Source organism: Kitasatospora sp. NPDC058218, from assembly GCF_042882445.1.
GTDB lineage: Bacteria > Actinomycetota > Actinomycetes > Streptomycetales > Streptomycetaceae > Kitasatospora.
In genome coordinates, this window is the sequence record NZ_JBHVWC010000100.1 from 1 (window position 1) to 25,542 (window position 25,542).

Here is a 25,542-nt window from a genome sequence, read left to right on the forward strand (position 1 = left end):
GAGGTGGTGGGCGATGCGGTTGGCGCGCTCGTCCAGCTCCGCGTAGGTCAGGTTGGACTCGCCGCTGGTGAGGGCGATGGCGTCCGGGGTGCGGGTGGCCTGGGCGGCGAACAGCTCGTGGACGCACTCCTCCACCGGCTGCTCGACGGTCGTGTTCCAGGTGTCGAGCAGCAGCTCACGCTCGGCGGCGGGCAGGAAGTCGATCCCGGAGAGCCGGGCGTCCGGCGCCGCGGTGAGGCCGGCCAGCAGGTTCAGGTAGTGCGCGGCCATCCGCTCGACCGTGCTGCGGTCGAAGAGGGCGGTGGCGAAGCAGAGGCGGGCCTCCAGCGGCCCGCTCGCGCCGTCGGTGATGTCCAGGGTGAGGTCGACCTTGGCGACCCGGTCGGCGGACTCGGTGCGCACGGTCAGGCCGGGCAGCTCGAAGGCCGGTGCCTGGTTCTCGCGCAGGATGAAGTCGACCTGGTAGAGCGGCGTGCGCGAGAGGTCGCGCTCCGGCTGCAGCTCGTCGACGAGGCGGGCGAACGGCACGGACTGGTGCTCGTAGGCGTCCAGCATGGTGCGGCGGCCGGTCGCGAGCAGCTCGCGGAAGGTCGGGTCGCCCTGCCAGTCCAGGCGGTTGACCACGACGTTGATTCCGTAGCCGATCAGCCGCTGGAGCTCGGGGCGGCCGCGGCCGGAGACGGTGACGCCGACGGGGACGTCGGTGGTGCGGGTGTAGCGGGAGATCAGCGACTGGAAGGCGGTCAGCAGGACGACGAACCGGGTGACCTCGTTCTCGGCGGCCACCTGCTGGGCCCGCTCGGCGAGTCCGGCCGGGATCGTGAAGGTGACGGCGTCGCCGGCGGACTCGCGGCGGGCGGGGCGGGGGCGGTCGGTGGGCAGGTCGACGACCGGGACGCCGGACAGCCGGCCGCGCCAGTAGTCGAGCTGACGGTCGAGCGCGGCGCCGCTCAGCTCCTTGCGCTGCCAGGCGGCGAAGTCGGCGAACTGGACCGGCAGCGGGGCCAGCGGGGAGGGCGAGCCGGTGGTGAACGCGGTGTACAGGGCACCGAGTTCCTCCGCGAAGACGCCCATCGACCAGGCGTCGCAGGCGATGTGGTGGAAGGTGACGACCAGGATGTGCCGGCCCTCGGCGAGGGCGAGCAGCCGGGCGCGCACCGGCCAGTCCCGCTCCAGGTCGAACGGGGTGACGATCTCCTGCTCGGCGAGCTCCCGGGCCCGCGCCTCGCGGTCCTGGGCGGGGACGTCCGCCAGGTCCACGACGGGGAACGGCGGGGCCGCGGGAGCGTCGACGATCTGGACCGGTTCTTCGCCGGCCAGGACGTAGCGGGTCCGCAGGATCTCGTGGCGTGCGACGATCTCCGTCCACGCCGCGTGCAGGGCGGCGCGATCCAGCGTCCCGTCGAGCCGCAGCGCCAGCGGTACCAGGTACTCGGCGCTGTCGGGCTCGAGGCGGTTGAGGAACCACATCTGCTGCTGACCGAACGTGACGGGCAGCGGCTGGTCCCGATCAACCGTGGTGATCAGGGACCGGCGACCGCCCCGCTTGCCGGCCAGCCGGCGCCGCAGCAGCTCCTCGCGCTGCGCTGCCACGTCCTGCTTGGTCGACTTCATGTCGCCGGTGTTCATTCCTAGTTCTCCTTGGAGTTCGTGGCGGCGGCGCCGGCCGTGGCGGTGCTGGGGGCGAAGAGGTCCGACTCCGCGATCTCGGAGTCGCTCAGCTGCTCGATCTCGGCCCTGATCTGGTCCTCGATCGCCGCGGCCAGGCGGCCGACGGTGGGCTGGGCGAAGACGGTGCCGATGGAGAGGTCGATGTCGAACTCGTCCTGGAGCTGGGAGGTCATGCGGATGGCCAGGATCGAGTGGCCGCCGAGCGTGAAGAAGCTGTCCTGCACGCCGACCCGGGGCAGTCCGAGCAGCTCGGCCCAGATCTGGGCGATCCGCTCCTCGGTCGGGGTGGTGGGCGGCTGGTAGTCGTCGTCCCCGGCGTCGATGTCGGGCAGGGCCCGGCGGTCGACCTTCCCGTTGGCGGTGAGCGGGATCCGGTCGATCACCGCGAAGGCCGACGGGACCATGTAGTCGGGGAGGCGCTCGGCGATCCCGGCCCTGACGAGGTCGAGGTCGACGGGCTCGGTGCCGTCCGCGACCACGTAGCCGACCAGCGACTTCTCACCGGTGGCGCCCTCGCGGACGATGACCACGGCGTCGCGGACCGGTGCCAGCTCCGACAGTACGGACTCGATCTCTCCGAGTTCTATGCGGTATCCGCGCAGCTTGACCTGGGTGTCGATGCGGCCGAGGAAGGAGATGCTGCCGTCGGCCAGCACCCGCGTCAGGTCGCCGGTGCGGTAGAGCCGGGAGCCGGCCGGGCCGTAGGGGTTCGGGACGAACTTCTCGGCGGTCAGCTCGGGGCGGCCGTGGTAGCCGCGGGCCAGGCCCTCGCCGCCGACGTGGAGTTCGCCGGCGACGCCGACCGGGACGGGCCGGCCGGACTGGTCCAGCACCGTGGCGGTGGTGTTGGGCAGCGGGCCGCCCAGCGGTGCGGCGGCGGCCTGCGGCCGGTCGACGGGGTGCGCGGTGGAGCCGATCGAGGCCTCGGTCGGTCCGTACTCGTTGATCAGCCGGCCGGTGCCGAGGGCCGTGAGCCAGCGGTTGGCGAGGCGGGCGGGCAACTCCTCGCCGGCCACCAGGACCAGACCGGCCAGTGCGGACATCTGGCCGTCGGTCAGCTGGTCGGTGAGGAGTTCGAGGTGCCCTGGGGTGAGCTTGACGAAGGCGTACGGCGCGCCGGCCAGCAGCGTCTCGCCGAGGGTGGCGAGATCCAGGTCGGCGGGCAGGACGTGCACCGCGCGGCCGGTGATCAGCGGCACGTAGAGGTTGGTGGCCGGCAGGTCGAAGGCGATGGAGCTGAACAGCGGGGCGCCGCCCTCGGTGCCGGTCAGGTCGCGGGCCGCCCAGCGCAGGTGGTTGGCCAGGCCGCGGTGGTGCACCATGACGCCCTTGGGGCGGCCGGTGGAGCCGGAGGTGTAGATCGCGTAGGCGAGCAGCTCCGGGTCGCCGGAGCGGGCTGGCCGCTCGGCGGGGCGGGCCTCGATGGCGGCGCGGTCGGAGTCCAGCAGGACCTGGGTGCCCTGGTAGCCCGCCGCGGCGGACGCCTGGTCGGAGGCGGTGACGAGCAACGGCGAGCGGCAGTCGGAGAGGACGTGGCGCAGCCGCTCGGCGGGCAGGGACGGGTCCAGCGGCAGGTAGGCGGCGTCGGCCTTCCAGATGCCGAGCAGGGCGGGGACGAGCTCCGGCCCGCGCGCCAGGCAGAGGCCGACGACGGTGTCGGGGCCGGCGCCCAGGGAGATGAGGTGGTGGGCGATGCGGTTGGCCCGCTCGTCCACCTCGGCGTAGGTCAGCCGGGTCGCGCCGGCGATCACGGCGATGGCGTCGGGGGTGGCCCGGGCCTGCTCCTCGAACAGGTCGAGGGTGGTGCCGGCCGGCCAGTCGACGTGCTCGCCGGTACCCCAGCCGGTGAGCTGCTCGCGGTCCCGCTCGGCCGTGATCTCGGCGGCCGCGAGGGTGACGGTGGGCTCGGTGGTGACGGACTCCAGCAGGCGCAGGAAGTGGTCGGCCAGGCGCTCGACGGTGGTCCGCTCGAACAGCGCGTCGGTGTACTCGAAGGCGCCGCTCCAGGTGCCGTCGGCCTCGCTGCGGACGTACAGGGTGAGGTCGGTCTTGGCGACCTGGCGGGCCGGGTGGAGGTAGTCGATGTCGGCGCGGTCGGGCATGCCGCCGATCAGCTGGCCGTCGTGCAGGTTGAAGGCGACCTGGTAGAGCGGGGTGCGGGACTGGTCGCGCTCGGGGCGCAGCTCGTCCACGATGTGCTCGAAGGAGAGGTTCTGGTGGGCGAAGGCCTCGCGGCAGACGACCCGGACCTTCTCCAGGGCCTCGGTGAAGGTCAGACCCTCCTCCAACTGGCAGCGCAGCACGAGCGAGTTGAGGAAGAAGCCGACGGTGCGGTCGACCTCGGGCCGGGTGCGGCCGGCGACCGGGGTGCCGATCACCACGTCCCACTGGCCGCTGAGCCGGGCGAGCACGGTGCCGAAGGCGGTCAGCAGGGTCATGAACGGCGTGGCCTCGCGGCGCTGGCCGAGGGCGGTGACCGCCGCCATCAGGCGCGGCGGGATGTCGAAGGTGACGACGTCGCCGTGCGGGTCGCGCTTGGCCGGGCGCGGGTGGTCGGCGGGCAGCTCCAGCGGGACGAGCCCGTCGAGCGCGGTGCGCCAGTAGGCGAGCTCGTCGGCCAGCCGCTCCTTGGAGTGCCACTCCTGCTGCCAGCCGGCGTAGTCGGCGTACTGCACCGGGACGGCGGGAAGTTGCGGGGTGACGCCGGCCCGCAGGGCGGCGCACAGCTGGTGGAACTCCTCCTCCAGGATCGCGGCCGACCAGCCGTCGCAGGCGATGTGGTGGATGGTGACGAGCAGCAGCTGCCCGTCGCCGTCACCGGGGACGCGGGCCAGCGTGGCGCGCCAGAGGCGGCCGGAGGCGAGGTCGAAGCCGGTCTCGAACTGCTCGCGGAAGAGCTCGACGATCCGGTCGCGGCTGCCCTCGGCGCACTGCAGCTCGATCGGCAGGGTTTCGCCGATCTCCTGGAGCGGTTCGCCGTCGACGACGGTGTAGCGGGTGCGCAGCGCCTCGTGGCGGTCGGCGAGGGTGTCGAGCACCAGGCGGACGGTGTCGGCCTCGACGTCGCCGGGCAGCCGGAGGAACAGCGGGGCGGTCCACTCCGGGCTGGGCTCCATGGTGTCGAGGAGCCAGATCCGGCGCTGGCCGTAGGAGAGCGGCAGCGGCCGGTCGCGCGGCACCGGGGTGATGCCGGCGGCCGCGGGCGCGGCGTCCGCGAGCAGGGCGACCTGCTCGCGGACGGTGACCGCGCCGAACAGGTCGGCGAGCACGATCGGAGTGCCGGTGGCCGCGTGGAGGCGCTTGGCCAGCTCGGTCATGATCAGCGAGTAGCCGCCGAGCTGGAAGAAGTTGTCCTCCAGTCCGACCTGCGGCACCTCCAGCAGCTCGGACCAGATCCGGGCCACGGTCTGCTCGACGGCGGTCTCGGGGGCGACGTAGGCGGGGCGGCCGGGCGCGGCGTCGGCGGGCGTGGCCTGCGGGCGGTCGGCCTCGCCGAGCAGTTCCAGGACGCCGTCGCCCTGCCAGCGGACCAGGTCGCCGGTGGCGTGCATGCGGCTGCCGGCGGTGCCGTAGACGGCGGGGCGCAGCCGCTCGGCGGTGGTGACCGGGTCGTCGAGGTAGCCGGCGCCGGCGCCGAGGCCCGCCGCGTTCAGCAGGCCGGGGACGCCCGGCGGGACGAGGTCGCCGTACTCGTCCAGGACGAGCAGCGGGATCCTGTCGATCGGGCGGCCGAGCAGGGTGGTGGGGGCGGTGCGGTCCGGGTCGACGGTGTGGGCGGTCACCGCGAGGGCGCCGTCGAGCAGGTGGACGCTGCACAGCTCGTCGGCGCCGGCGGCGGTCAGGGCGCGCGCGGCGTCGGCGGGCAGCTCCGCGCCGGCGGCGAGCACCAGGCGGGGGGCCGTGCCGGGCCGCAGGTCGGCGGCGGCGAGCAGCGCGGGCGCGCCGACCAGCACGGTGGCCCGCTGTTCGGCGGCGACGGCGGCGAGGTCGGCGGGGTCGGTCACGGGTACGGCGGTGGCTCCGGCGGCCAGGGCGGCGAACAGCGGGACGAACCAGGCGTCGGTGCCGCCGGCGCAGAGCACCCGGTCGCCCGGCTCCAGGCCGAACTCCGCGACCAGCCAGTCGATCTGGTGCAGCACGGCGGCCTGGTCGAGGACCAGGGTGCGGCCGGTGGCCGGGTCGTGGCGGAGCCAGGCGGCGTCGGTCGGTTCGGCGGGGCGGCCGGGGTGGTCGGCGGGACGGTCGGCGAGGTCCTGCGCCAGCGCGGTGAGGTCGACGACCCGGGCGGCGCCGTGCCGCTCGGGAGCGTGCTCGTCCAGGGTGAGGACGAGTTCCACCCGGGCGGGCAGGTCGCCGAGCGGGAGGTCGGCGGGCAGCGGCAGGACGGCCGCACCGGCGCGCCAGACGCCGGCGACGGTCTGCGCGAAGGCCGTCCCGGGGGAGAGGCGCACGCCGACGACGCCGCCGGGCGAGATGCCCGCCTCGGCGAGGAAGTGCGCCAGCCGGCCGGCGTGCCCGTCGAGCCGGCGGTAGTCGGCGGAGTCCCGGTGGTCGGACACGGCGGTGGCGTCGGGAGCCCGGCGGGTCGAGCTCGCAATCAGGTCGTGCAGGGAAGGCCGCGGGGTCACGAGAGCTCCTCGCTCGGTGTCACGGTGGGGTGGGCGGAACGACGACGTGCGCTCTCCCGCGGCGGCCGGTGGGGGCCGACGCGGGAGAGCGGGGTCGTTCAGTTGGCGGCGGCCTGGGCGGCCATGCGGTTGCGCAGGCTCAGCGGGCGCATGTCGGTCCACACCTCGCCGATGCGGGTGAGGCACTCCTGCTTGCTGCCGCCGGTGCCCTCGGCCCGCCAGCCGTCCGGCAGGGCGCGGTCCGCCCACCAGATCGAGTACTGCTCCTCGTCGTTGAGCACCACCAGGTAGCTCTGCTCGTCGACAATCTGCTCAGCCATGACGCTCCCAGGTCGGTTGGGGCCGGTGCCGCCACGGGCGGCTGGATTCACTGGACGGCCGAGCTGCTGAGCGGGCCGGCTGCCCGCACACTCGTCCGACTGCCCGGGAAGTCTGTGGCGGCCCGCTATAGACGCTCTATACCGCCGGATCCGGCCGCCGCCGTGCCTTCCGGTGCAGGTCACGAGGGGTGCGCCGGCGGCGGGCCGGGACGGTCCGGGACGTGGTGGAAATCACGATTGCTGGTATTGGGCGTTTTGCCGTGGCCAAAAAAGGCCGTTTCGCCACCCTGGGTGTCCATTACTTGACTTCAAGTCAATCGATGACAGAAACTCGACCGGGGGCGTGCAGGGAGTGACATTTCCGTAGCTCGGCCCAGCCGGGGGGCAGCCGCATTTCAGTCCCCGGTGTGAAGATGTTCAGAGATTCTTCGGGGGACGTTTCACCATGTCAGACCTGCTCCAGACGATCCGACCACGTCTGTGTCGAGCCTCTTCGCTTTCCGACTGTCCAATGTCGATTGATTCTTGACGAGCCATCAGATCGCCCATCAGATCGCCCTCACTGGACAATTGGATTCACGGCAATGCTGGAGAAGCTGGGCCTCGGCGCCGAGGCCGGTGCGGTTTACAAAGAAATGCTCAAGGATCCGCAGAGCGGACCCGCCGACATCGCCGGCCGGCTCGGCTGGACCGAGGCCCGGGTGCGGTCGTCCCTTGACGAACTCGCCCGCCTCGCGCTGCTGAGACCGTCCTGGCAGGACCCGGGCGTGCTGAAGCCGGTGGAGCCGGAGGTCGGGCTCCGCTACCTGCTCGACCGCCGGGAGGCCGAGCTCCAGCGGCGACTGCTGGAGATCGAGCAGGGCCGCCGCGACCTCGTCGAGGTGGTCGCCGAGTACGCCAACCTGACCCAGTCCTCCCGCAAGAGCGCGGACGTCGAGGTGCTGGAGGGGATCGACTCGATCCGGCTGCGGATCGAGTCGCTGGCGACCGGCTGCACCGAGGAGGTGCTGGGCTTCGTCACCTCGGGCGTGATGTCCGAGGCGAACATCGAGGCCAGTCGCCCGCTGGACCTGCGGGTGCTGCGGGGCGGGGTCCGGCTGCGCTCGATCTACCTGGAGAGCATCAAGAACGACAACAACACCATTGCGTATGCTCACTGGCTGACGGAGCAGGGGGCGCAGGTGCGCGTCGCGCCGACGCTTCCGCCGCGCATGGTGATCTATGACCGGTCCACCGCTATTGTTCCGGTGGACCCCGAGGAGACCCGCAGGGGCGCCCTCGTGCTGCGCGGCCACGGCGTGGTCAGCGCGCTGTGCGAACTGTTCGAACGGGTCTGGCAGAGCTCCCTGCCGGTCACCTCCGAGCCGGAGGCGCCGGTCGGCCGGGAGCAGCCCGAACTGTCCCCGCGATCGCAGGCCATCCTGGTCCTGCTGGCCAAGGGCGCCACCGACGAGATGATCGCCCGCAGGCTCGGCGTCTCGGTCCGCACCGTACGGCGCGGCACCGCCGAGCTGGCCGCCCAGCTGGGCGCCAAGACGAAGTTCCAGGCCGGGATGATGGCGCTCCAGCACGGCTGGGTCGATCCCGCCCTGCTCACCTGAGACCGGCCCGCGGCCGGCCCCGGACCGGGGTCGGGGCCGGCGTCGCTCGGCGGGGTCGGGGACGTCGGTGCCGCTCCCGGGCCGCGGACGTCGGTGCCGCTCCCGGGGAACCCTCCTGCCGCACCCCCGTCCTCGCGGGCGGGCCGGCCGCCCCGTGTCACCTGGGGTGTAGCCAGCCACACCCCGGGACTGAATCCCAGGCCATTGAGCCGCACCCACCTCGACTGATGGGCTGAGACTATGAACGCCACGGACTTTGCCGTTGAACTCCGATCGGTCCGCCGGACCTACCGACGCGGACCCGAGCCGGTCGTCGGCCTGGACGACGTGAGTGTCGGCTTCCCCTTCGGGACCTTCACCGCCGTCATGGGCCCCTCCGGCTCCGGCAAGTCGACCCTGCTGCGGTCCGCCGCCGGTCTGGAGCCGATCGACCAGGGGGAGGTGCGGGTCGACGGCACCGCCCTGGGCGGCCTGCGCGACAACGAGCTGACCGTGCTGCGCCGGGAGAAGATCGGCTTCGTCTTCCAGTCCTTCAATCTGCTGCCGGCCCTGACCGCGGCACAGAACGTGGCGCTCCCGGCCAAGCTGGCCGGCCGGCACCCCGCGCCGTCCGAGGTGACCGCCGCCCTGGCCGTGGTCGGCCTCGCCGAGCGGGCCGGACACCGGCCGGGCGAACTCTCCGGCGGCCAGCAGCAGCGGGTGGCCATCGCCCGCGCGCTGATCACCCGCCCCGCCGTGCTGCTGGCCGACGAGCCGACCGGCGCACTGGACACCAAGAGCGGCCGCGAGGTCCTGGCCCTGCTGCGCTCCATGGCCGACGAGCCCAGCCGCGCCGTGGTCATGGTCACCCACGACCCGGTCGCCGCCTCCTACGCCGACCGCGTCGTCTTCCTCCGCGACGGCCGGCTGGCCGGCTCGCTGGACCTGCCCACCGCCGAGCAGGTCGCCGCCCGGATGACCGCGCTGGAGGCCGTGGCATGCTGAGCCTCGCCCTCGCCACCATCAAGCTGCGCTGGGCCTCGTTCGTCGGCAGCTTCGTCGCGCTGGCCTGCGGTGTCGCCCTGATGGCGACCTCGATCCTGGTCATGGCCGCCACCTCGGACATCCCCGACCAGGGCCGCCAGCGCTTCTCGCAGGCCCCGGTCCTGGTGTCCGCCTTCCACACCCTGGACTTCAGGCGGGACGACGGCGACGTCTCCCCGACCCCGGTGGCCAAGCAGCAGGGCCTGCCGGCCGAACTGATCGCCGCGGTGGCCGCCACCGGCCGGACGGTCGAGGACCGCACCTTCTACGCCCAGCTCGCGGACGGCCCGCACGACCAGGTCGGACGCGCCTGGTCCGGCGCGGAGCTCGGCGGCTACCGGCTGGCCGCCGGCTCGGCGCCGACCGCCGACGAGCAGATCGTCATCGGCGGCGGCAGCCCCGACCAGGTCGGCCGGCGCGTCCAGTTCGTCACCGCCGACGGCCTGCACAGCGCGACCGTCTCCGGCGTCACCGAGGCGGAGCCGTTCGAGCACGCCGTCTTCTTCACCGACGCGCAGGCCGCCCGCTTCTGCCCCGCCGTCGGCGTGCTGGCCGCCTTCGGCCCCGTCGACGCGGTGCGCCAGGCCGTGGCCGGCGCCGGCGGCGCGAGCACCGCCCGGGTGCTGACCGGCTCCGAGCGCAGCCAGCTGGACCCGCACCACATCGACGTCGCCGGCCAGCTGGACAACGTGCAGACCCCGCTCGGCCTCTCCGCCGCGGTCTCCGGCGGCACCGCCGTGTTCGTGGTCGCGGGCACCTTCGCGCTGTCGATCGCCCAGCGCCGCCGCGAGCTCGCCCTGCTCCGCCTGATCGGCGCCACCCGCAAGCAGCTGCGCACCCTGGTCAACCGGGAGGCCCTGCTGGTCGGCCTGCTGGCCTCCGTCGTGGGCTGCGTGCTCGGTGCGGTCGGGGCGCCGCTGGCCGGCCGGTGGCTGATCGACCACGACATGGTGCCGGCCGACTTCACCGTCCCGATCAGCTGGTGGGGGCTGCTCGTCGCGGCCCTGATCGGACTGCTGACCGCGATGGCCGGCGTGGTGCTCTCCTCGTTCAAGGCCGGTCTGGTCAGCCCCGGCGAGGCGCTGATGGAGGCCGACGTCGAGCGGCGCTCGCGGTTCGCGCTGGCGGTCCGCTGGATCAGCGGCCTGCTCGTGCTCGGCGGTGGCATCGCGGCGCTCGTGGTGGTGGCCCGGACCTGGCCCGACGCCGCGGCCAGCGCCGCGGACTCGCTCGGGCTGCTGCTGGCCATCGTCGGCGGCTGCGTCCTGCTGGCGGGCGTGCTGGCCACTCCGGTGATCCGGCTGCTGACGGTGCTGCCCGGTCTCTCGGCCCGGCTGCGCGGCCGCCCCGCCGAGGACGGCGGCGGCATCGTCTGGGCCACCGCCCGGCAGAGCGCGCTGACGGCCTTCCGGCGCACCGCCGCCACCACCACCCCGGTGGTGCTGGTCATCGCCTTCGCCGGCTGCCTGCTCGGCAGCGTCGACACCATCAACCGCTCGAAGGTCACCGAGGTCCGCGGTCAGCTGGCCGCCGCCGACTTCGTCGTCGCACCCGCCGGCACGCCCGGGCTGAGCCAGGCCGTGGTGGACCGGGTCCGGGCCGTCCCCGGCGTGCAGAGCCTGGTGATCACCCCGACCCTGGTGATGGCCGACCAGGACGGCCAGGCCCTGGTGGCCTTCCCCGGTGCGACGGCGGACGCCACCGCGCTGGCCGAGGTCGACCGCCTCCCGGTCGTCTCGGGCTCGCTGACCGACCTCGGCCCCGACTCGATCGTGCTCAGCCGGACCTGGCCCGGCTCGCCGCAGACCGGACAGCAGGTCTCGGTCTGGCTGGCCGACGGCACCCCCCGGACCCTGCGGGTCGCCGCCGTCCTCGGCACCGGTGCCGAGACCACCCAGGCCTGGGTGACCGCGCGCAACGCCGTCACCGGCGGGGTCGGCGGCAAGGCCCTGGCGAGCCAGATCCACCTGCGGGTGCTGCCCGGCACCGACCGGCAGCAGGCCGTCGACGCCCTGCAGACGGCCGTGCACGGGCTGGGCGCCCGGCTCGCCACCTCGGAGGAGACGTGGTCGGCGGCCACCGACAGCAACGAGGAGGCCTCGTGGAACGCCCTGCTGATGATCCTCGGCCTGGCGATCTGCTACGCGGCCATCGCGCTGGCCAACTCGCTGGTGATGACCGTCGCCGACCGAAGGAAGGAGCTGTCGCTGCTGCGCCTGGCCGGCGCGACCAAGGCCCAGGTGCTGCGCACCGTCGCCGTCGAGACCCTGCTGTGCGTGGCGGCCGGGACGTTCCTCGGGCTGCTCGGCACGGCGATCAGCATCGGCGGCTCCTGGGCGGCCCTGACCAACCTGGTGGGCCCGACGCCCGCGATGGTGCCCTGGGGCACGATGGGCGTGCTCGCCGCCTGCTGCGCGGCCATCGCGCTCACCTCGGCCGTGCTGCCGGCCGCGCTCGCCCTGCGTGACCGGGACGGCCAGGGCATCCTGCGCGGGGCCGCCGGTTCGGCCTGACCCACCCCGCCTCTGCGGCCCGAGTGCCGGGAACTCCAACGGAGTTCCCGGCACTTTCGGTTTCCGGCGGGGCTGCCGCCGTTGCCGCCCGCGGCGGCGTATAGGGCCGTTATAGCGAGGCTGCCCAGACTGGCCGGGAATCCCATCCCACCGTGAATTCGGGGAGCGTCATGGCTGAGCAGATTGTCGACGAGCAGAGCTACCTGGTGGTGCTCAACGACGAGGAGCAGTACTCGATCTGGTGGGCGGACCGCGCCCTGCCGGACGGCTGGCGGGCCGAGGGCACCGGCGGCAGCAAGCAGGAGTGCCTCACCCGCATCGGCGAGGTGTGGACCGACATGCGCCCGCTGAGCCTGCGCAACCGCATGGCCGCCCAGGCCGCCGCCAACTGACCCACCACCGACTCGTCCGGGGAGGCCGCACGCCCGCTGGGGGCGACGCCGGCCGCCCCGGACGGTGATGTCACCGCCAGCTACCCGCCCGAAGTGGAGCAAGTCGAAGTGTCAGGATCGCGGATCGATGCGAGCAACCCCGTGCTGACCGGCGAGCTGTTCGCAGCCCAGGCGGCGGCCACTCCCGCCGCGGTCGCGGTGGTGGTGGGTGATGTCGAGCTGACGTATGGGCAGGTGGCGGAGCGGGCTGCTCGGTTCGCGGGTCTGTTGCGGGCGGCGGGGGTGGGTCCGGAGAGCGTGGTGGGTGTGTGTCTGCCGCGTGGGGTCGATCTGGTGCCGTTGTTGCACGGTGTGTGGTTGGCGGGTGCGGCGTATCTGCCGATCGATCCGGCGTTGCCGGGTGAGCGGATCGATTACATGCTGGCGGATTCGGGTGCGGCGGTGCTGGTCGCCGTGAGCGGTCTGTCGGTGGGGTTCGCGGGTGTCCGGATCGATCTGGACACGGTGGTGCTGGACGAGGTGGCGGCGGTGGCCGGGCCGGTCGTCGTCGACGCGGATCGGTTGGCGTATGTGTTGTACACGAGTGGTTCGACCGGGCGTCCGAAGGGCGTGATGGTCGGGCACGGTGCGTTGCACAACCTGTTGGCGTCGGTGCGTGATGACCTGGGTGCGCGGGGGCGTACGGTGTGGCTGGCCTCGACGTCGGTGTCGTTCGACATCTCGGGTCTGGAGCTGCATCTGCCGTTGATCACCGGTGGTCGTGTGGTGCTGGCCCAGGATCACGAGGTGAAGGATCCGGCGGCGCTGATCGCTCTGATCGGGGCTCATCGGGTCACCCATGTGCAGGCCACGCCGTCGGCGTGGCGGCTGCTGCTGGAGGCCGGCTTCGACGACTGGACCGTCACCGCCCTGACCGGCGGCGAGCCGCTCCCGGCGCACCTCGCCGCCCGGCTGGTCGAGACCACGCAGCGGGTCGTCAACGTCTACGGTCCGACCGAGACCACCATCTGGTCCAGCTACTGGGACGTCCCCGAGGAGCCGGAGACCATCGCCGTCGGCCATCCGCTGGCCAACACCGGCCTGCACGTGCTGGACGAGCGCCTGCGGCAACTGCCCCCCGGGGTGACCGGTCAGCTGTACATCGACGGCCACGGTGTGGCCCGGGGCTATCACGGGCGTGCGGACCTGACGGCGGAGAAGTTCCTGCCGAACCCGTACGGTCCGGCCGGGTCGCGTCTGTACGCCACCGGTGACCTGGCCCGGTTCCTGCCCGACGGCACCCTGGAGTGCCTGGGCCGGATCGACAGCCAGGTCAAGATCCGTGGCTACCGCATCGAACTCGGTGAGATCGAGAGCGTCCTGAGCGGGCTGGAGGAGGTCCGCCAGGCCGTCGTCACCGTCCACAACGAGGCCCTCGTCGCCTACGTCGTCCCCACCGACGGCCCCGTGGACACCGCGGAACTGCGTACCCACCTCGCCCGGCTCCTGCCGGAGTACATGGTCCCGACCGCCTACGTGGCGATCGAGGCGATCCCGCTGAGCAACAGCGGCAAGATCGACCACCGCGCCCTGCCCGCCCCCGACCTGGACGCCTTCACCACCGGCGGCTACACCGCCCCCCGCACCCCCGTCGAGGAACGCCTCGCGGCAGTCTGGGCCGAAGTGCTGGGCCTGCCCCAGGTCGGCGTCGAGGACAGCTTCTTCGACCTCGGCGGCGACTCCATCCGCGCCGTCCGCCTCGTCGGAGCCCTCCGTGCCGCCGGCCACGACATCACCATCCCCGACATCTTCCAGCAGCGCACCATCGCCGCCCTGGCCACCACCCTGCCCGGCAACACCACCGGCACCTCCCTGATCACCGCCGTCGAACCCTTCGCCCTCATCGCGGAGCGGGACCGGGCCGCCCTGCCGGCCGGCGTGGTCGACGCCTACCCGCTGTCCCAGGCGCAGACCGGCATGCTGGTCGAGCTCGCGGCGGCCCAGGACCCGACGCTCTACCACAACCTCAACTCCTTCCGGGTCGCCGAGACCATCGGCTATGCGGAGGGCGAGCTCCGGCGCGCCGTCGACATCCTGACGGAGCGTCACGAGATCCTGCGAACCTCGATCGCGCTGTCCGGGTACTCGCAGCCGCTGCAGCTCGTGCACGCCTCGGCGCGGATCCCGCTCACCACCGTCGACCTGCGCGGCCTCACCGCCGACCAGGCGCAGGACCGGGCGCGGGGGTACGTGCAGCAGGAGCGTGCGGCGGGCTTCGACCTGGCCGCCGCCCCGCTGCTGCGGATCGCCGCGCACATCGAGTCCGACCGGGCCTGGCACCTGACCTTCAGCCACAGCCACACCGTGACCGACGGCTGGTCCGTCAACTCGCTGCTGATGGAGCTCCTGGGCGTCTACCAGGCGCTGTGCGACGGCCGCGAACCGGCCGCCCACGAGGCTCCCGCCGTCCGCTACGCCGACTACATCGCCGCCGAGCAGGCCTCCCTCTCCGACCCGGCCGACCAGGCCTTCTGGCAGCAGGTCGTCGATGAGCACAGCCCGCTGGTCCTGCCCGGCACCTGGGCGGACCCGGCGGCGCGGTCCTCGGTCGGCCGGACCGTCGACTACGCCGACCTGGAGGACGGCCTGCGCGTCCTCGCCGCCCGGGCGAAGACCTCGCTCAAGAGCGTGCTGCTGGCCGCGCACCTCAAGGTGCTGTCCGCCCTCACCCCGGACGAGGCCTTCCACACCGGCGTGGTCTACCACGGCCGCCTGGAGGCCCCCGGCGCCGACCGGGTGCTCGGCATGCACCTCAACACCCTGCCCTTCCCGGCCAGTCGGGGAGCCCGCACCTGGCGCGAGCTGGTCGAGCGGACCTACGCCACCGAGACCGCGATCTGGTCCCACCGCCGCTACCCGCTGCCCGCCGTCCAGCGCGCCGCGGGCGGTGTCGGCCTGGTGTCGACCCTCTTCGACTACCAGGACTTCCACCAGGTCGACACCGGGAAGGTCGGCGGCGGTTTCGGCATCGACGGCGGCCTGGACGGCGGCGGCAACGAGTTCGCCCTGATGGCCATCGCCGGCAACGGACGGCTCGGCCTCGCCGCCGGCGCCGCCGCCCTCGGCAGCGCGAACCTGGAGCGCCTGGCCGCCCTCTACCGGCTGGTCCTGGAGTCGATGGCCGCCGACCCGGACGGTGACGCCCTCGCCGTCCCGCTGCCCGAGACCGACCGCCGGCTGCTCGCCGAGTGGCAGCGGAGCACCGAACTGCCCGTGGACGCCTGCCTCCACGAGCTGTTCGCCGCCCGGGCCGCCCGCACCCCCGACGCCATCGCCCTCACCAGCGGCGACCTCAACCTCAGCTACGCCGAACTGGACGGGCGCGCCAACCGCATCGCCCAGCACCTCGCCGCCCTCGGCGCCCGTCCCGACACCGTGGTCGGCGTCAGCCTGGAGCGCGGTCCGGACCTCGTCCCGACCCTGCTCGGCGTCCTGAAGTCCGGCGCGGCCTACCTGCCGCTGGACCCCTCCAACCCGGCCGACCGCCTGGCCTACATGCTGGCCGACGCCAAGGCCGACCTGCTCGTCACCCACTCCGCCCTGGACGAGCTGGAGTTCACCGGCACCCGGGTCCTCATCGACGCGGACCAGGACGAGATCGCCGCCCGCCCGGCCACCGCGCCGGTCACGGACGTGCGTCCGGACAACCTGATCTACGTCATCTACACCTCGGGCTCCACCGGCCTGCCCAAGGGCGTCAGCCTCACCCACGCCAACGTCGCGCGCCTGTTCACCACCACCCGCGAGCAGCTCGCCTTCTCGGCGGACGACGTATGGGCGCTGTTCCACTCCTACGCCTTCGACGTCTCCGTCTGGGAGATGTGGGGCGCCCTGCTGCACGGCGCCCGCCTCGTCGTCGTCCCGCCCACCGTGAGCCGCTCCCCGCACGACCTGATCGACCTGCTGGTCCGCGAGCGGGTCAGCGTGCTGTGCCAGACGCCGTCCGCCTTCCGCGCGCTGTCCGGCCTGGCCGAACAGGACGACCCGCGGGTGGACGAACTCGCCCTGCGCACCGTCATCTTCGCCGGCGAGCGCCTCGACATGGCCGAACTCCGCTCCTGGGCGGCCCACAAGGGCACCGAGCGCCCGGCCCTGGTCAACATGTACGGCCCCACCGAGATCACCGTGTACGCGACCCACCACGTGATCACCGCCGACGAGGTGGCCACCTCCCACCGCAGCAACATCGGCCACTCGCTGGGTGACCTGAGCATCCACCTCCTGGACACCGCCGGCCACCCGGTGCCGGTCGGCGTGCCCGGCGAGATGCACATCGGCGGCCCGGGCCTGGCCCGCGGCTACCTCGACCGCCCCGAGCTGACCGCCGAGCGGTTCGTCCCCGATCCCTTCGGCGCTCCCGGCTCCCGCCTCTACCGCACCGGCGACCTCGTCCTGCGCCTGCCCGACGGCGCCATCGACTTCCTCGGCCGGATCGACGGCCAGATCAAGATCCGCGGCTACCGCGTCGAGCTCGGCGAGATCGAGGCCGCGCTGGGCGCCTGCGCCGGGGTGCGCCAGGCCGTGGTCACCGTGCGCGAGAACGCGGCGGGGGAGAAGTCCCTGGTCGGCTACGTCGTCACCGAGACCGCCGGGGCCGGCGCCGACACGGCCGCGCTGCGCGCGGCGCTGGCCGTCACGCTGCCCGAGTACATGGTCCCGGCGGCGTTCGTCGCGCTGGACGCCCTCCCGCTGAGCAACAGCGGCAAGCTCGACCGCCGCGCCCTGCCCGCGCCGGACCTGGACGCCTTCACCACCGGCGGCCACACCGCCCCCCGCACCCCCGTCGAGGAGCGTCTCGCGGCCGTCTGGGCCGAAGTCCTCGGCCTGTCCGCGGTGGGCGTCGAGGACAGCTTCTTCGAGCTCGGCGGCGACTCCATCCGCGCCGTCCGCCTGGTCGGCGCCCTGCGCGCGGCAGGCTACGACGTGAGCATCCGCGACGTCTTCGACCACCGCACCGTCGCCGCCCTGGCCGCCACCGTCGGCGACGGCGGCGCGTCGCTGATCACCGCCGTCGAGCCGTTCGCGCTGATCGCGGAGGAGGACCGCGCGGCCCTGCCCGCCGGCGTCGTCGACGCCTACCCGCTCTCGCAGATCCAGACCGGCATGCTGGTCGAGCTGATGACCTCGGGCGACCGCGGGCTCTACCACAACCTGAACTCCTTCCGGATCCCCGACGCCGTGCCCTTCGACGCCGTCGCGCTGCGCGGCGCGCTCGACCTGGTCGCCGCCCGGCACGAGATCCTGCGCACCTCGCTGCACCTCGCGGACTTCTCCCGGCCGCTCCAGCTGGTCCACGCCGCCGTCGGGTTCCCGCTCGCCGTGCACGACCTGCGCGGGCTCACCGCCGAGCAGGCACAGGACCGGGCGGACACGTACGTGCGGGAGGAGCGCGCGGCCGGCTTCGACCTGACGGCCGCCCCGCTGCTGCGCTTCGCCGTGCACCTGGAGTCCGACCAGGCCTGGCGCCTGACCACCAGCCACAGCCACACCGTGACGGACGGCTGGACGCTCAACTCGCTGCTGATGGAGCTCCTGGGCGTCTACCAGGCGCTGCGCGACGGCCGGGAGCCGGCCGAGCACGAGGTGCCGGCGGTCCGCTACGCCGACTACATCGCCGCCGAGCAGGCCTCCCTCTCCGACCCGGCCGACCAGGCCTTCTGGCAGCAGGTCGTCGACGCCCACAGCCCGCTCGCGCTGCCGGCCGGGTGGGGCGGCGAGCGGGGTGGGCAGGTGAGCCACCAGGTGTCGTTCGCGGACCTGGAGGACGGCCTGCGGGCGCTGGCCGCAGAGGCGAGGACCTCGCTCAAGAGCGTGCTGCTGGCCGCGCACCTCAAGGTGATGGGCAGCCTCACCTCGGAGACCGCCTTCCACACCGGCGTCGTCTACCACGGCCGCCTGGAGGCGCCCGGCGCCGACCGGGTGCTCGGGATGCACCTCAACACCCTGCCCTTCCCCGCCACCCGGGGCGCCGCGACCTGGCGCGAGCTGGTCGAGCGGACCTACGCGACCGAGAGCGCCATCTGGTCCCACCGCCGCTACCCGCTGCCCGCCATCCAGCGCGCCGCCGACAACACCCGCGACCTGATCACCGTGCTCTTCGACCACCACGACTTCCACCAGGTCGACACCGACACCGTCGACGTGGACGGCGGGATCAACGACGGCACCACCGAGTTCGCGCTCAACGCGATCCCCTCGAACGGGTACTTCAACCTGAGCGGCTCGACGGAGTTCTTCACCGCGGAGAACCTGGAGCGGCTGGGCGCGATGTACCGGCTGGTGCTGGAGGCGATGGCCGCCGACGCCGACGGCGACGCGGCCGCCTCCTACCTGCCCGCCGCCGAGCGTGAGCTGCTGCTCGACACCTGGAACACGACCGTCGAGCAGCCGGTGGAGGAGTGTGTCCACGAGCTGTTCGCCGCCCAGGCCGCCCGCACCCCGGACGCCATCGCCCTCACCAGCGGCGAGTCCAGCCTGACCTACGCGGAGCTGGACGAGCGCGCCAACCGCATCGCCCACCACCTCATCTCCCTCGGCGCAGGCCCCGAGCGGATCATCGGCCTCTCCCTGGAACGCGGCCCCGACCTCATCCCCGCCCTGCTCGGCATCCTGAAGTCCGGCGCCGCCTACCTGCCCCTGGACCCGGCCAACCCGGCTGACCGCCTGGCCTACATGCTCGCCGACGCCAAGGCGCCGATCCTGGTGACCCACTCCGCCCTGGACGAGCTGGAGTTCACCGGCACCAAGGTCCTCATCGACACCGACCACGACAAGATCGCCACCCGCCCGGCCACCGCCCCGGTCACCGACGTGCGTCCGGACAACCTGATCTACGTCATCTACACCTCGGGCTCCACCGGCCAGCCCAAGGGCGTCAGCCTCACCCACGCCAACGTCGCGCGCCACTTCGCCACCACCCGCGAGCAGTTCGGCTTCCGGCCGGGCGACGTGGTCACCCAGTCGCACGCCTACAGCTTCGACGTCTCCGTCTGGGAGATGTGGGCCGCCCTGCTGCACGGCGGCCGGCTCGTCGTCGTCCCGTCGGTGGTCGCCCGCTCGCCGCACGACTTCCTGGACCTCATGGTCGAGCAGCAGGTCACCGTCCTGCTGCAGACGCCGTCCGCGTTCTCCGCGCTCGCGGCGGCCGCCAAGGACGGCGACCCGCGGATCGACCGGCTGGCCCTGCGCCTGGTCGCGTTCGGCGGTGAGCGGCTGGAGGCCGCCGAACTCCAGCCCTGGGTCGCCCGGATGGGGCTGGAGAACCCCGAGCCGGTCAACCTGTACGGCCCGACCGAGACCACCATGCACTGCGCCTACCACCGGGTCGGCGCCGAGGACCTCGCCGACCCGCGCCGCAGCGTCATCGGTCGCCCGGTCGGCGACCTCACCATGCACCTGCTGGACGCGGCCGGCCGCCTGGTGCCCACCGGCGTCCCCGGCGAGATCCACGTCGGCGGCCCCGGCGTGGCCCGCGGCTACCTCGACCGCCCCGAGCTGACCGCCGAGCGCTTCGTCCCCGACCCGTTCGGCCCGCCCGGCTCCCGCCTCTACGCGACCGGCGACCTCGCCCGCCGCCTGCCCGACGGCAGCCTGGACTCCCTCGGCCGGATCGACAGCCAGGTCAAGATCCGCGGCCACCGCGTCGAGCTCGGCGAGATCGAGTCCGCGCTGACCGCCCACCCGGACATCCGCGACGCCGTGGTGACCGTCCACGAGCCGGCCCCGGGGGTCAAGCGGCTGATCGCCTACCTGGTGGCCGGCAGGCCGCTCGACCTGACCGGGCTGCGCGCCCGGCTCGGGGAGAGCCTGCCGGAGTACATGGTCCCGGCCGGGTACGTCCTGCTCGACCGGATCCCGCTGACCAGCAGCAGCAAGGTCGACGTGCGCGCCCTGCCCGCCCCCGACGCCGAGGCCTTCGGTGCCTCGGAGTACGTCGGGCCGCGCACCCCCGCCGAGGAGCGGATCGCCGCCATCTGGGCCGACGTCCTCGGCCTGCCGAAGGTGGGTGTGCAGAGCAGCTTCTTCGACCTCGGCGGCGACTCGATGCGGGTCGTCCGTCTGGTCGGCGCGCTGCGCGCGGCGGGCTTCGACATCACCGTCCCCGCGGTCTTCGAGCACCGCACCATCGCCGCGCTGGCCGCCACGGTCGGTGCCGGCGGCGCGTCGCTGATCACCGCCGTCGAGCCGTTCGCGCTGATCGGCGACGGCGACCGGGCGCAGCTGCCCGCCGACGCCGTGGACGCCTACCCGCTCTCCCAGGTGCAGACCGGCATGCTCGTCGAGCTGCTCGCCACCGCCTCCGCCACCGGACGCAGCCTGTACCACAACGTCAACTCCTTCCTGATCCGGGACGAGCAGCCCTTCTCGCTGGAGGCGCTGCAGGGCGCCGTGGACACCGTGGCGGCCCGGCACGACATCCTGCGCACCTCCATGCACCTGGAGGGCTTCGGCGAGCCACTGCAGATCGTGCACGCCACCGCCGACTACCGGGTGGTCCTGGAGGACCTTCGCGGCCTCGACCAGGCCGAACGGGCCCGACTCAAGGGCGAGTTCCTGCAGCGGGAGCAGTCCCGGACCTTCGACCTCACCGTCGCGCCGCTGCTGCGGGTCTCGGCCCTCGTCGAGTCCGAGGACTCCTGGCGGCTCAACTTCACGTACAACCACGCCATTTCGGAGGGCTGGAGCTACAACTCGCTGCTGATGGAGGTGCTCGACTGCTACCGCGCGCTGCGTGACGCGGGCGCGCCGGACGCCTACGAGCAGCCGGCGGTGCGGTACGCGGACTTCATCGCCGCCGAGCGGACCGCTCTCGCCGACCCGCAGACCCAGTCCTTCTGGCAGCAGGTCGTCGAGGAGCACACGCCCCTGGCACTCCCGGCCGGCTGGGCCGCGGAGGCGGGCGAGGCGACCCGCCGGCACCTCCAGGTGCCGTTCGCCGACCTGGAGGAGGGGCTGCGCGAGCTGGCCGCCCGGGCGAAGACCTCGCTCAAGAGCGTGCTGCTGGCCGCGCACCTCAAGGTGCTGGGCGGCCTGACGGACGCCCGCGCCTTCCACACCGGCGTGGTCTACCACGGCCGTCTGGAGGCGCCGGGCGCGGACCGGGTGCTCGGTATGCACCTCAACACCCTGCCGTTCCCGGCCACTCGGGGTGCCGCGACCTGGCGTGAGCTGGTCGAGCAGACGTACGCGACGGAGACGGCCATCTGGTCGCACCGCCGCTACCCGCTGCCCGCCATCCAGCGCGCCGCCGGGAACGCCCGTGACCTGCTCACCGTGCTGTTCGAGTTCCTCGACTTCCACCAGGTCGACACCGAAGCGGTCGACGTGGACGGCGGCGTCAGCGACGGGATCAACGAGTTCGCGCTCAACGTCATCCCGACCCGCGGCAGCGTGAACTTCCACGTCTCGGCCGGGGTGCTCAGCCAGGCGAGCCTGGAGCGGTTGGGTGGGTTGTACCGGTCGGTGCTGGAGTCGATGGCCGCGGATCCGGAGGGTGACGCGCGTGCGGTCCACCTGTCCGCCGGGGAGGTGGCGGTGCTGTCGGCGCCGACCCGTGAGGTCCTGTGGGACACCGCCAGCACTCCGGAGGCGTTCGCGGCCCAGGCGGCGGCCACTCCCGCCGCGGTCGCGGTGGTGGTCGGTGATGTCGAGCTGACGTATGGGCAGGTGGCGGAGCGGGCTGCTCGGTTCGCGGGTCTGTTGCGGGCGGCGGGGGTGGGTCCGGAGAGCGTGGTGGGTGTGTGTCTGCCGCGTGGGGTCGATCTGGTGCCGTTGTTGCACGGTGTGTGGTTGGCGGGTGCGGCGTATCTGCCGATCGATCCGGCGTTGCCGGGTGAGCGGATCGATTACATGCTGGCGGATTCGGGTGCGGCGGTGCTGGTCGCCGTGAGCGGTCTGTCGGTGGGGTTCGCGGGTGTCCGGATCGATCTGGACACGGTGGCGCTGGACGAGGTGGCGGCGGTGGCCGGGCCCGTCGTCGTCGATGCGGATCGGTTGGCGTATGTGTTGTACACGAGTGGTTCGACCGGGCGTCCGAAGGGCGTGATGATCGGGCACGGTGCGTTGCACAACCTGTTGGCGTCGGTGCGTGATGACCTGGGTGCGCGGGGGCGTACGGTGTGGCTGGCCTCGACCTCGGTGTCGTTCGACATCTCGGGTCTGGAGCTGCATCTGCCGTTGATCACCGGTGGTCGTGTGGTGCTGGCCCAGGACCACGAGGTGAAGGATCCGGCGGCGCTGATCGCGCTGATCGGGGCCCATCGGGTCACCCATGTGCAGGCCACGCCGTCGGCGTGGCGGCTGCTGCTGGAGGCCGGCTTCGAGAACGGCGCGGTGACGGCCCTGACCGGTGGCGAGGCCCTGCCGGCGCACCTCGCCGCCCGGCTCACGGCCGCCACCGGGCGGGTCGTCAACGTCTACGGTCCGACGGAGACGACCATCTGGTCGACGTACTGGGAGGTTCCGTCGGCCGTCGACGCGGTGACCGTCGGCCTTCCGCTGGCCAACACCGGTGTCTACGTGCTGGACGAGCACCTCGCGCTGCTCGCGCCGGGGGTGACCGGTCAGCTGTACATCGACGGTCACGGTGTGGCCCGGGGCTATCACGGGCGTGCGGACCTGACGGCGGAGAAGTTCCTGCCGAACCCGTACGGTCCGGCCGGGTCGCGTCTGTACGCCACCGGTGACCTGGCCCGGTTCCTGCCCGACGGCACCCTGGAGTGCCTGGGCCGGATCGACAGCCAGGTCAAGATCCGTGGCTACCGCATCGAACTCGGTGAGATCGAGAGTGTCCTGAGCGGGCTGGAGGAGGTCCGCCAGGCCGTCGTCACCGTCCACAACGAGGCCCTCGTCGCCTACCTGGTGACCGAGGACGGCAGCGCGCCGGACGTCGCCGCCGTGCGCCGGGAACTGGGACAGCTCCTGCCGGAGTACATGGTCCCGACCGCCTACGTGGCGATCGAGGCGATCCCGCTGAGCAACAGCGGCAAGGTCGACCACCGTGCCCTGCCCGCCCCGGACCTGGACGCCTTCACCACCGGCGGCTACACCGCCCCCCGCACCCCCGTCGAGGAGCGCCTCGCGGCCGTCTGGGCCGAAGTGCTGGGCCTGGCGCAGGTCGGCGTCGAGGACAGCTTCTTCGACCTCGGCGGCGACTCCATCCGCGCCGTCCGCCTCGTCGGCGCACTCCGCGCCGCCGGCTACGACATCACCATCCCGGACATCTTCCAGCAGCGCACCATCGCCGCCCTGGCCACCACCCTGCCCGGCAACACCACCGGCACGTCCCTGATCACCGCCGTCGAACCCTTCGCCCTCATCGGCGACGAGGACCGCACGGCCCTCCCCAGCGGCGTCGTCGACGCCTACCCGCTCTCCCAGATCCAGACCGGCATGCTCGTCGAGCTGCTGGGCTCGGGGGACCGCGGGCTCTACCACAACCTGAACTCCTTCCGTATCCCGGACACCGCACCCTTCGACGCCGTCGCGCTGCGCGGCGCGCTCGACCTGGTCACCGCCCGGCACGAGATCCTGCGCACCTCGCTGCACCTCGCCGACTTCTCCCAGCCGCTGCAGTTGGTGCACGCCACCGTCGAGGTCCCGCTCACCGTGCACGACCTGCGTGGCCTGACCGAGGCCGAGGTGGCGGAGCGCACGACCGCCTACGTCGGGCAGGAGCGAGCGGCGGGCTTCGACCTGGCCGTCGCCCCGCTGCTGCGGATCGCCGTGCACATCGAGTCCGACCAGGCCTGGCGGGTGACCACCAGCCACAGCCACACCGTGACCGACGGCTGGACGCTCAACTCGCTGCTGATGGAGCTCCTGGAGGCCTACCAGGCGCTGCGCGACGGCCGGGAGCCGACGGAGCACGAGGTGCCGTCCGTCCGTTACGCCGACTACATTGCCGCCGAGCAGGCCTCCCTCTCCGACCCGGCCGACCAGGCCTTCTGGCAGCAGGTCGTCGACGCCCACAGCCCGCTCGCCCTCCCCGGCAGCTGGGCCGACCCGGTGACCCCGGGCACGCCCGTCGGTCGGATCGTCCACTACGGCGATCTGGAGGACGGCCTGCGACGTCTCGCCACCCAGGCGAAGACGTCACTGAAGAGCGTGCTGCTCGCCGCGCACCTCAAGGTGATGGGCAGCCTCACCTCGGAGACCGCCTTCCACACCGGCGTGGTCTACCACGGCCGTCTGGAGTCGCCGGGTGCCGACCGGGTGCTCGGCATGCACCTCAACACCCTGCCGTTCCCGGCCAGTCGGGGCGCCGCGACCTGGCGTGAGCTGGTCGAGCAGACGTACGCGACCGAGACGGCGATCTGGTCGCACCGCCGCTACCCGCTGCCCGCCGTCCAGCGCGCCGCCGGCAGCTCCGGCGACCTGGTCTCGATCCTCTTCGAGTACCTGGACTTCCACGTCGTCGACGAGAACTCCGTCGACGTCGACGGGTCGATGGGCGACGGCGCCAACGAGTTCGCCCTCAACGTGCTGGCCCGGCGCGACCACCTGACGCTGGCCGGTACCAGTACGGCCGTCGACCGGGCGAATCTGAACTCCCTGGCCGAGCGTTACCGGCTGGTGTTGGAGTCGATGGCCGCCGACCCGAACGGTGACGCGACCCTCTCCCACCTGCCCGAGACGGAGCGCGCCCAGCTCGCGACCTGGGCCGCGGGTGACTCCGTGCAGTGGCCGACCGCCACCACCCTCGACCTGGTCGAGGCGCAAGCCCAGACCACCCCGGACGCCACCGCCGTCATCGTCGACGGCGTCCACCTCACCTACCGCGAGATCGACGAACGCGCCAACCGCATCGCCCACCACCTGACCGGCCTCGGCGCGGGCCCCGACGTCCTCGTCGGCGTCTGCCTGGAGCGCGGCGCGGACCTCGTGCCGACGCTGCTCGGCGTGTGGAAGGCCGGCGCCGCCTACCTCCCACTCGACCCGTCCTGGCCCGCCGACCGCCTCGCCTACGTCCTCGCCGACACCGCCACCCCGATCGTGGTGACCTCCGGCGCACTGACCGCCTCCCTCACCCCGGTCTTCGACGCCACCCTCGTCGTCCTGGAACGCGACCGCCGCCGCATCGACCGCCACCCCACCACCACGCCCGAACGCACCCTCGACCGGCAGAACCTCGCCTACGCCATCTACACCTCCGGCTCCACCGGCCGCCCCAAGGGCGTCCTCGTCCACCACCACGGCCTGGCCAACTACCTCCACCACACCGCCGACATCTACGCCAGCGCAGGCACCGGCGGCGCACCCCTGTTCTCCTCCATCGCGTTCGACCTCGGCATCCCCAACCTCTTCACCCCCCTCATCACCGGCCAGCCCGTCACCCTCCTCCCCGACAACCTCGA

8 protein-coding genes are annotated in these 25,542 nt (G+C 73.0%); 5 read left to right on the forward strand and 3 right to left on the reverse strand.

The window, feature by feature from the left end:
* From ACFVYI_RS39865 to ACFVYI_RS39875, 3 genes are all read right to left on the reverse strand, one after another.
* On the reverse strand, positions 1–1,629 hold a 1,629-nt coding region (locus tag ACFVYI_RS39865; RefSeq protein WP_387894670.1), incomplete at its 3' end, for a condensation domain-containing protein.
* Between the two features lie 2 nt (positions 1,630–1,631).
* Positions 1,632–6,299, reverse strand: coding sequence for an amino acid adenylation domain-containing protein (locus tag ACFVYI_RS39870; protein WP_387894671.1), 4,668 nt, complete (start codon positions 6,297–6,299; stop codon positions 1,632–1,634).
* Positions 6,300–6,397: 98 nt separating this feature from the next.
* Positions 6,398–6,619 carry an MbtH family protein gene (locus ACFVYI_RS39875; protein WP_387894673.1) on the reverse strand — a complete coding sequence of 74 codons (222 nt, stop codon included), beginning with the start codon at positions 6,617–6,619 and terminating at the stop codon, positions 6,398–6,400.
* A gap of 584 nt (positions 6,620–7,203) precedes the next feature.
* On the opposite strand from ACFVYI_RS39875, the gene ACFVYI_RS39880 reads away from it, so the two are divergent.
* The 5 genes from ACFVYI_RS39880 to ACFVYI_RS39900 all read left to right on the forward strand — a co-directional run.
* Positions 7,204–8,220 carry a LuxR C-terminal-related transcriptional regulator gene (locus tag ACFVYI_RS39880; RefSeq protein WP_387894674.1) on the forward strand — a complete coding sequence of 339 codons (1,017 nt, stop codon included), beginning with the start codon at positions 7,204–7,206 and terminating at the stop codon, positions 8,218–8,220.
* 240 nt (positions 8,221–8,460) lie between these two features.
* The gene (locus ACFVYI_RS39885) at positions 8,461–9,204 is read left to right on the forward strand and encodes an ABC transporter ATP-binding protein (RefSeq protein ID WP_387894676.1); all 744 of its coding nucleotides are present in this window, start codon (positions 8,461–8,463) and stop codon (positions 9,202–9,204) included.
* On the forward strand, positions 9,198–11,756 hold the full coding sequence (locus tag ACFVYI_RS39890) for an FtsX-like permease family protein (RefSeq protein ID WP_387894677.1): 2,559 nt from the start codon (positions 9,198–9,200) through the stop codon (positions 11,754–11,756). The genes ACFVYI_RS39885 and ACFVYI_RS39890 overlap by 7 nt, the downstream gene beginning before the upstream one ends.
* 170 nt (positions 11,757–11,926) lie before the next feature.
* A complete protein-coding gene (locus ACFVYI_RS39895) occupies positions 11,927–12,148 on the forward strand; it encodes an MbtH family protein (protein ID WP_387894673.1) in 222 nt (73 codons plus the stop codon).
* Between the two features lie 93 nt (positions 12,149–12,241).
* Positions 12,242–25,542, forward strand: a 13,301-nt coding sequence (locus ACFVYI_RS39900; RefSeq protein WP_387894678.1) for an amino acid adenylation domain-containing protein, incomplete at its 3' end; no start/stop codon positions are given.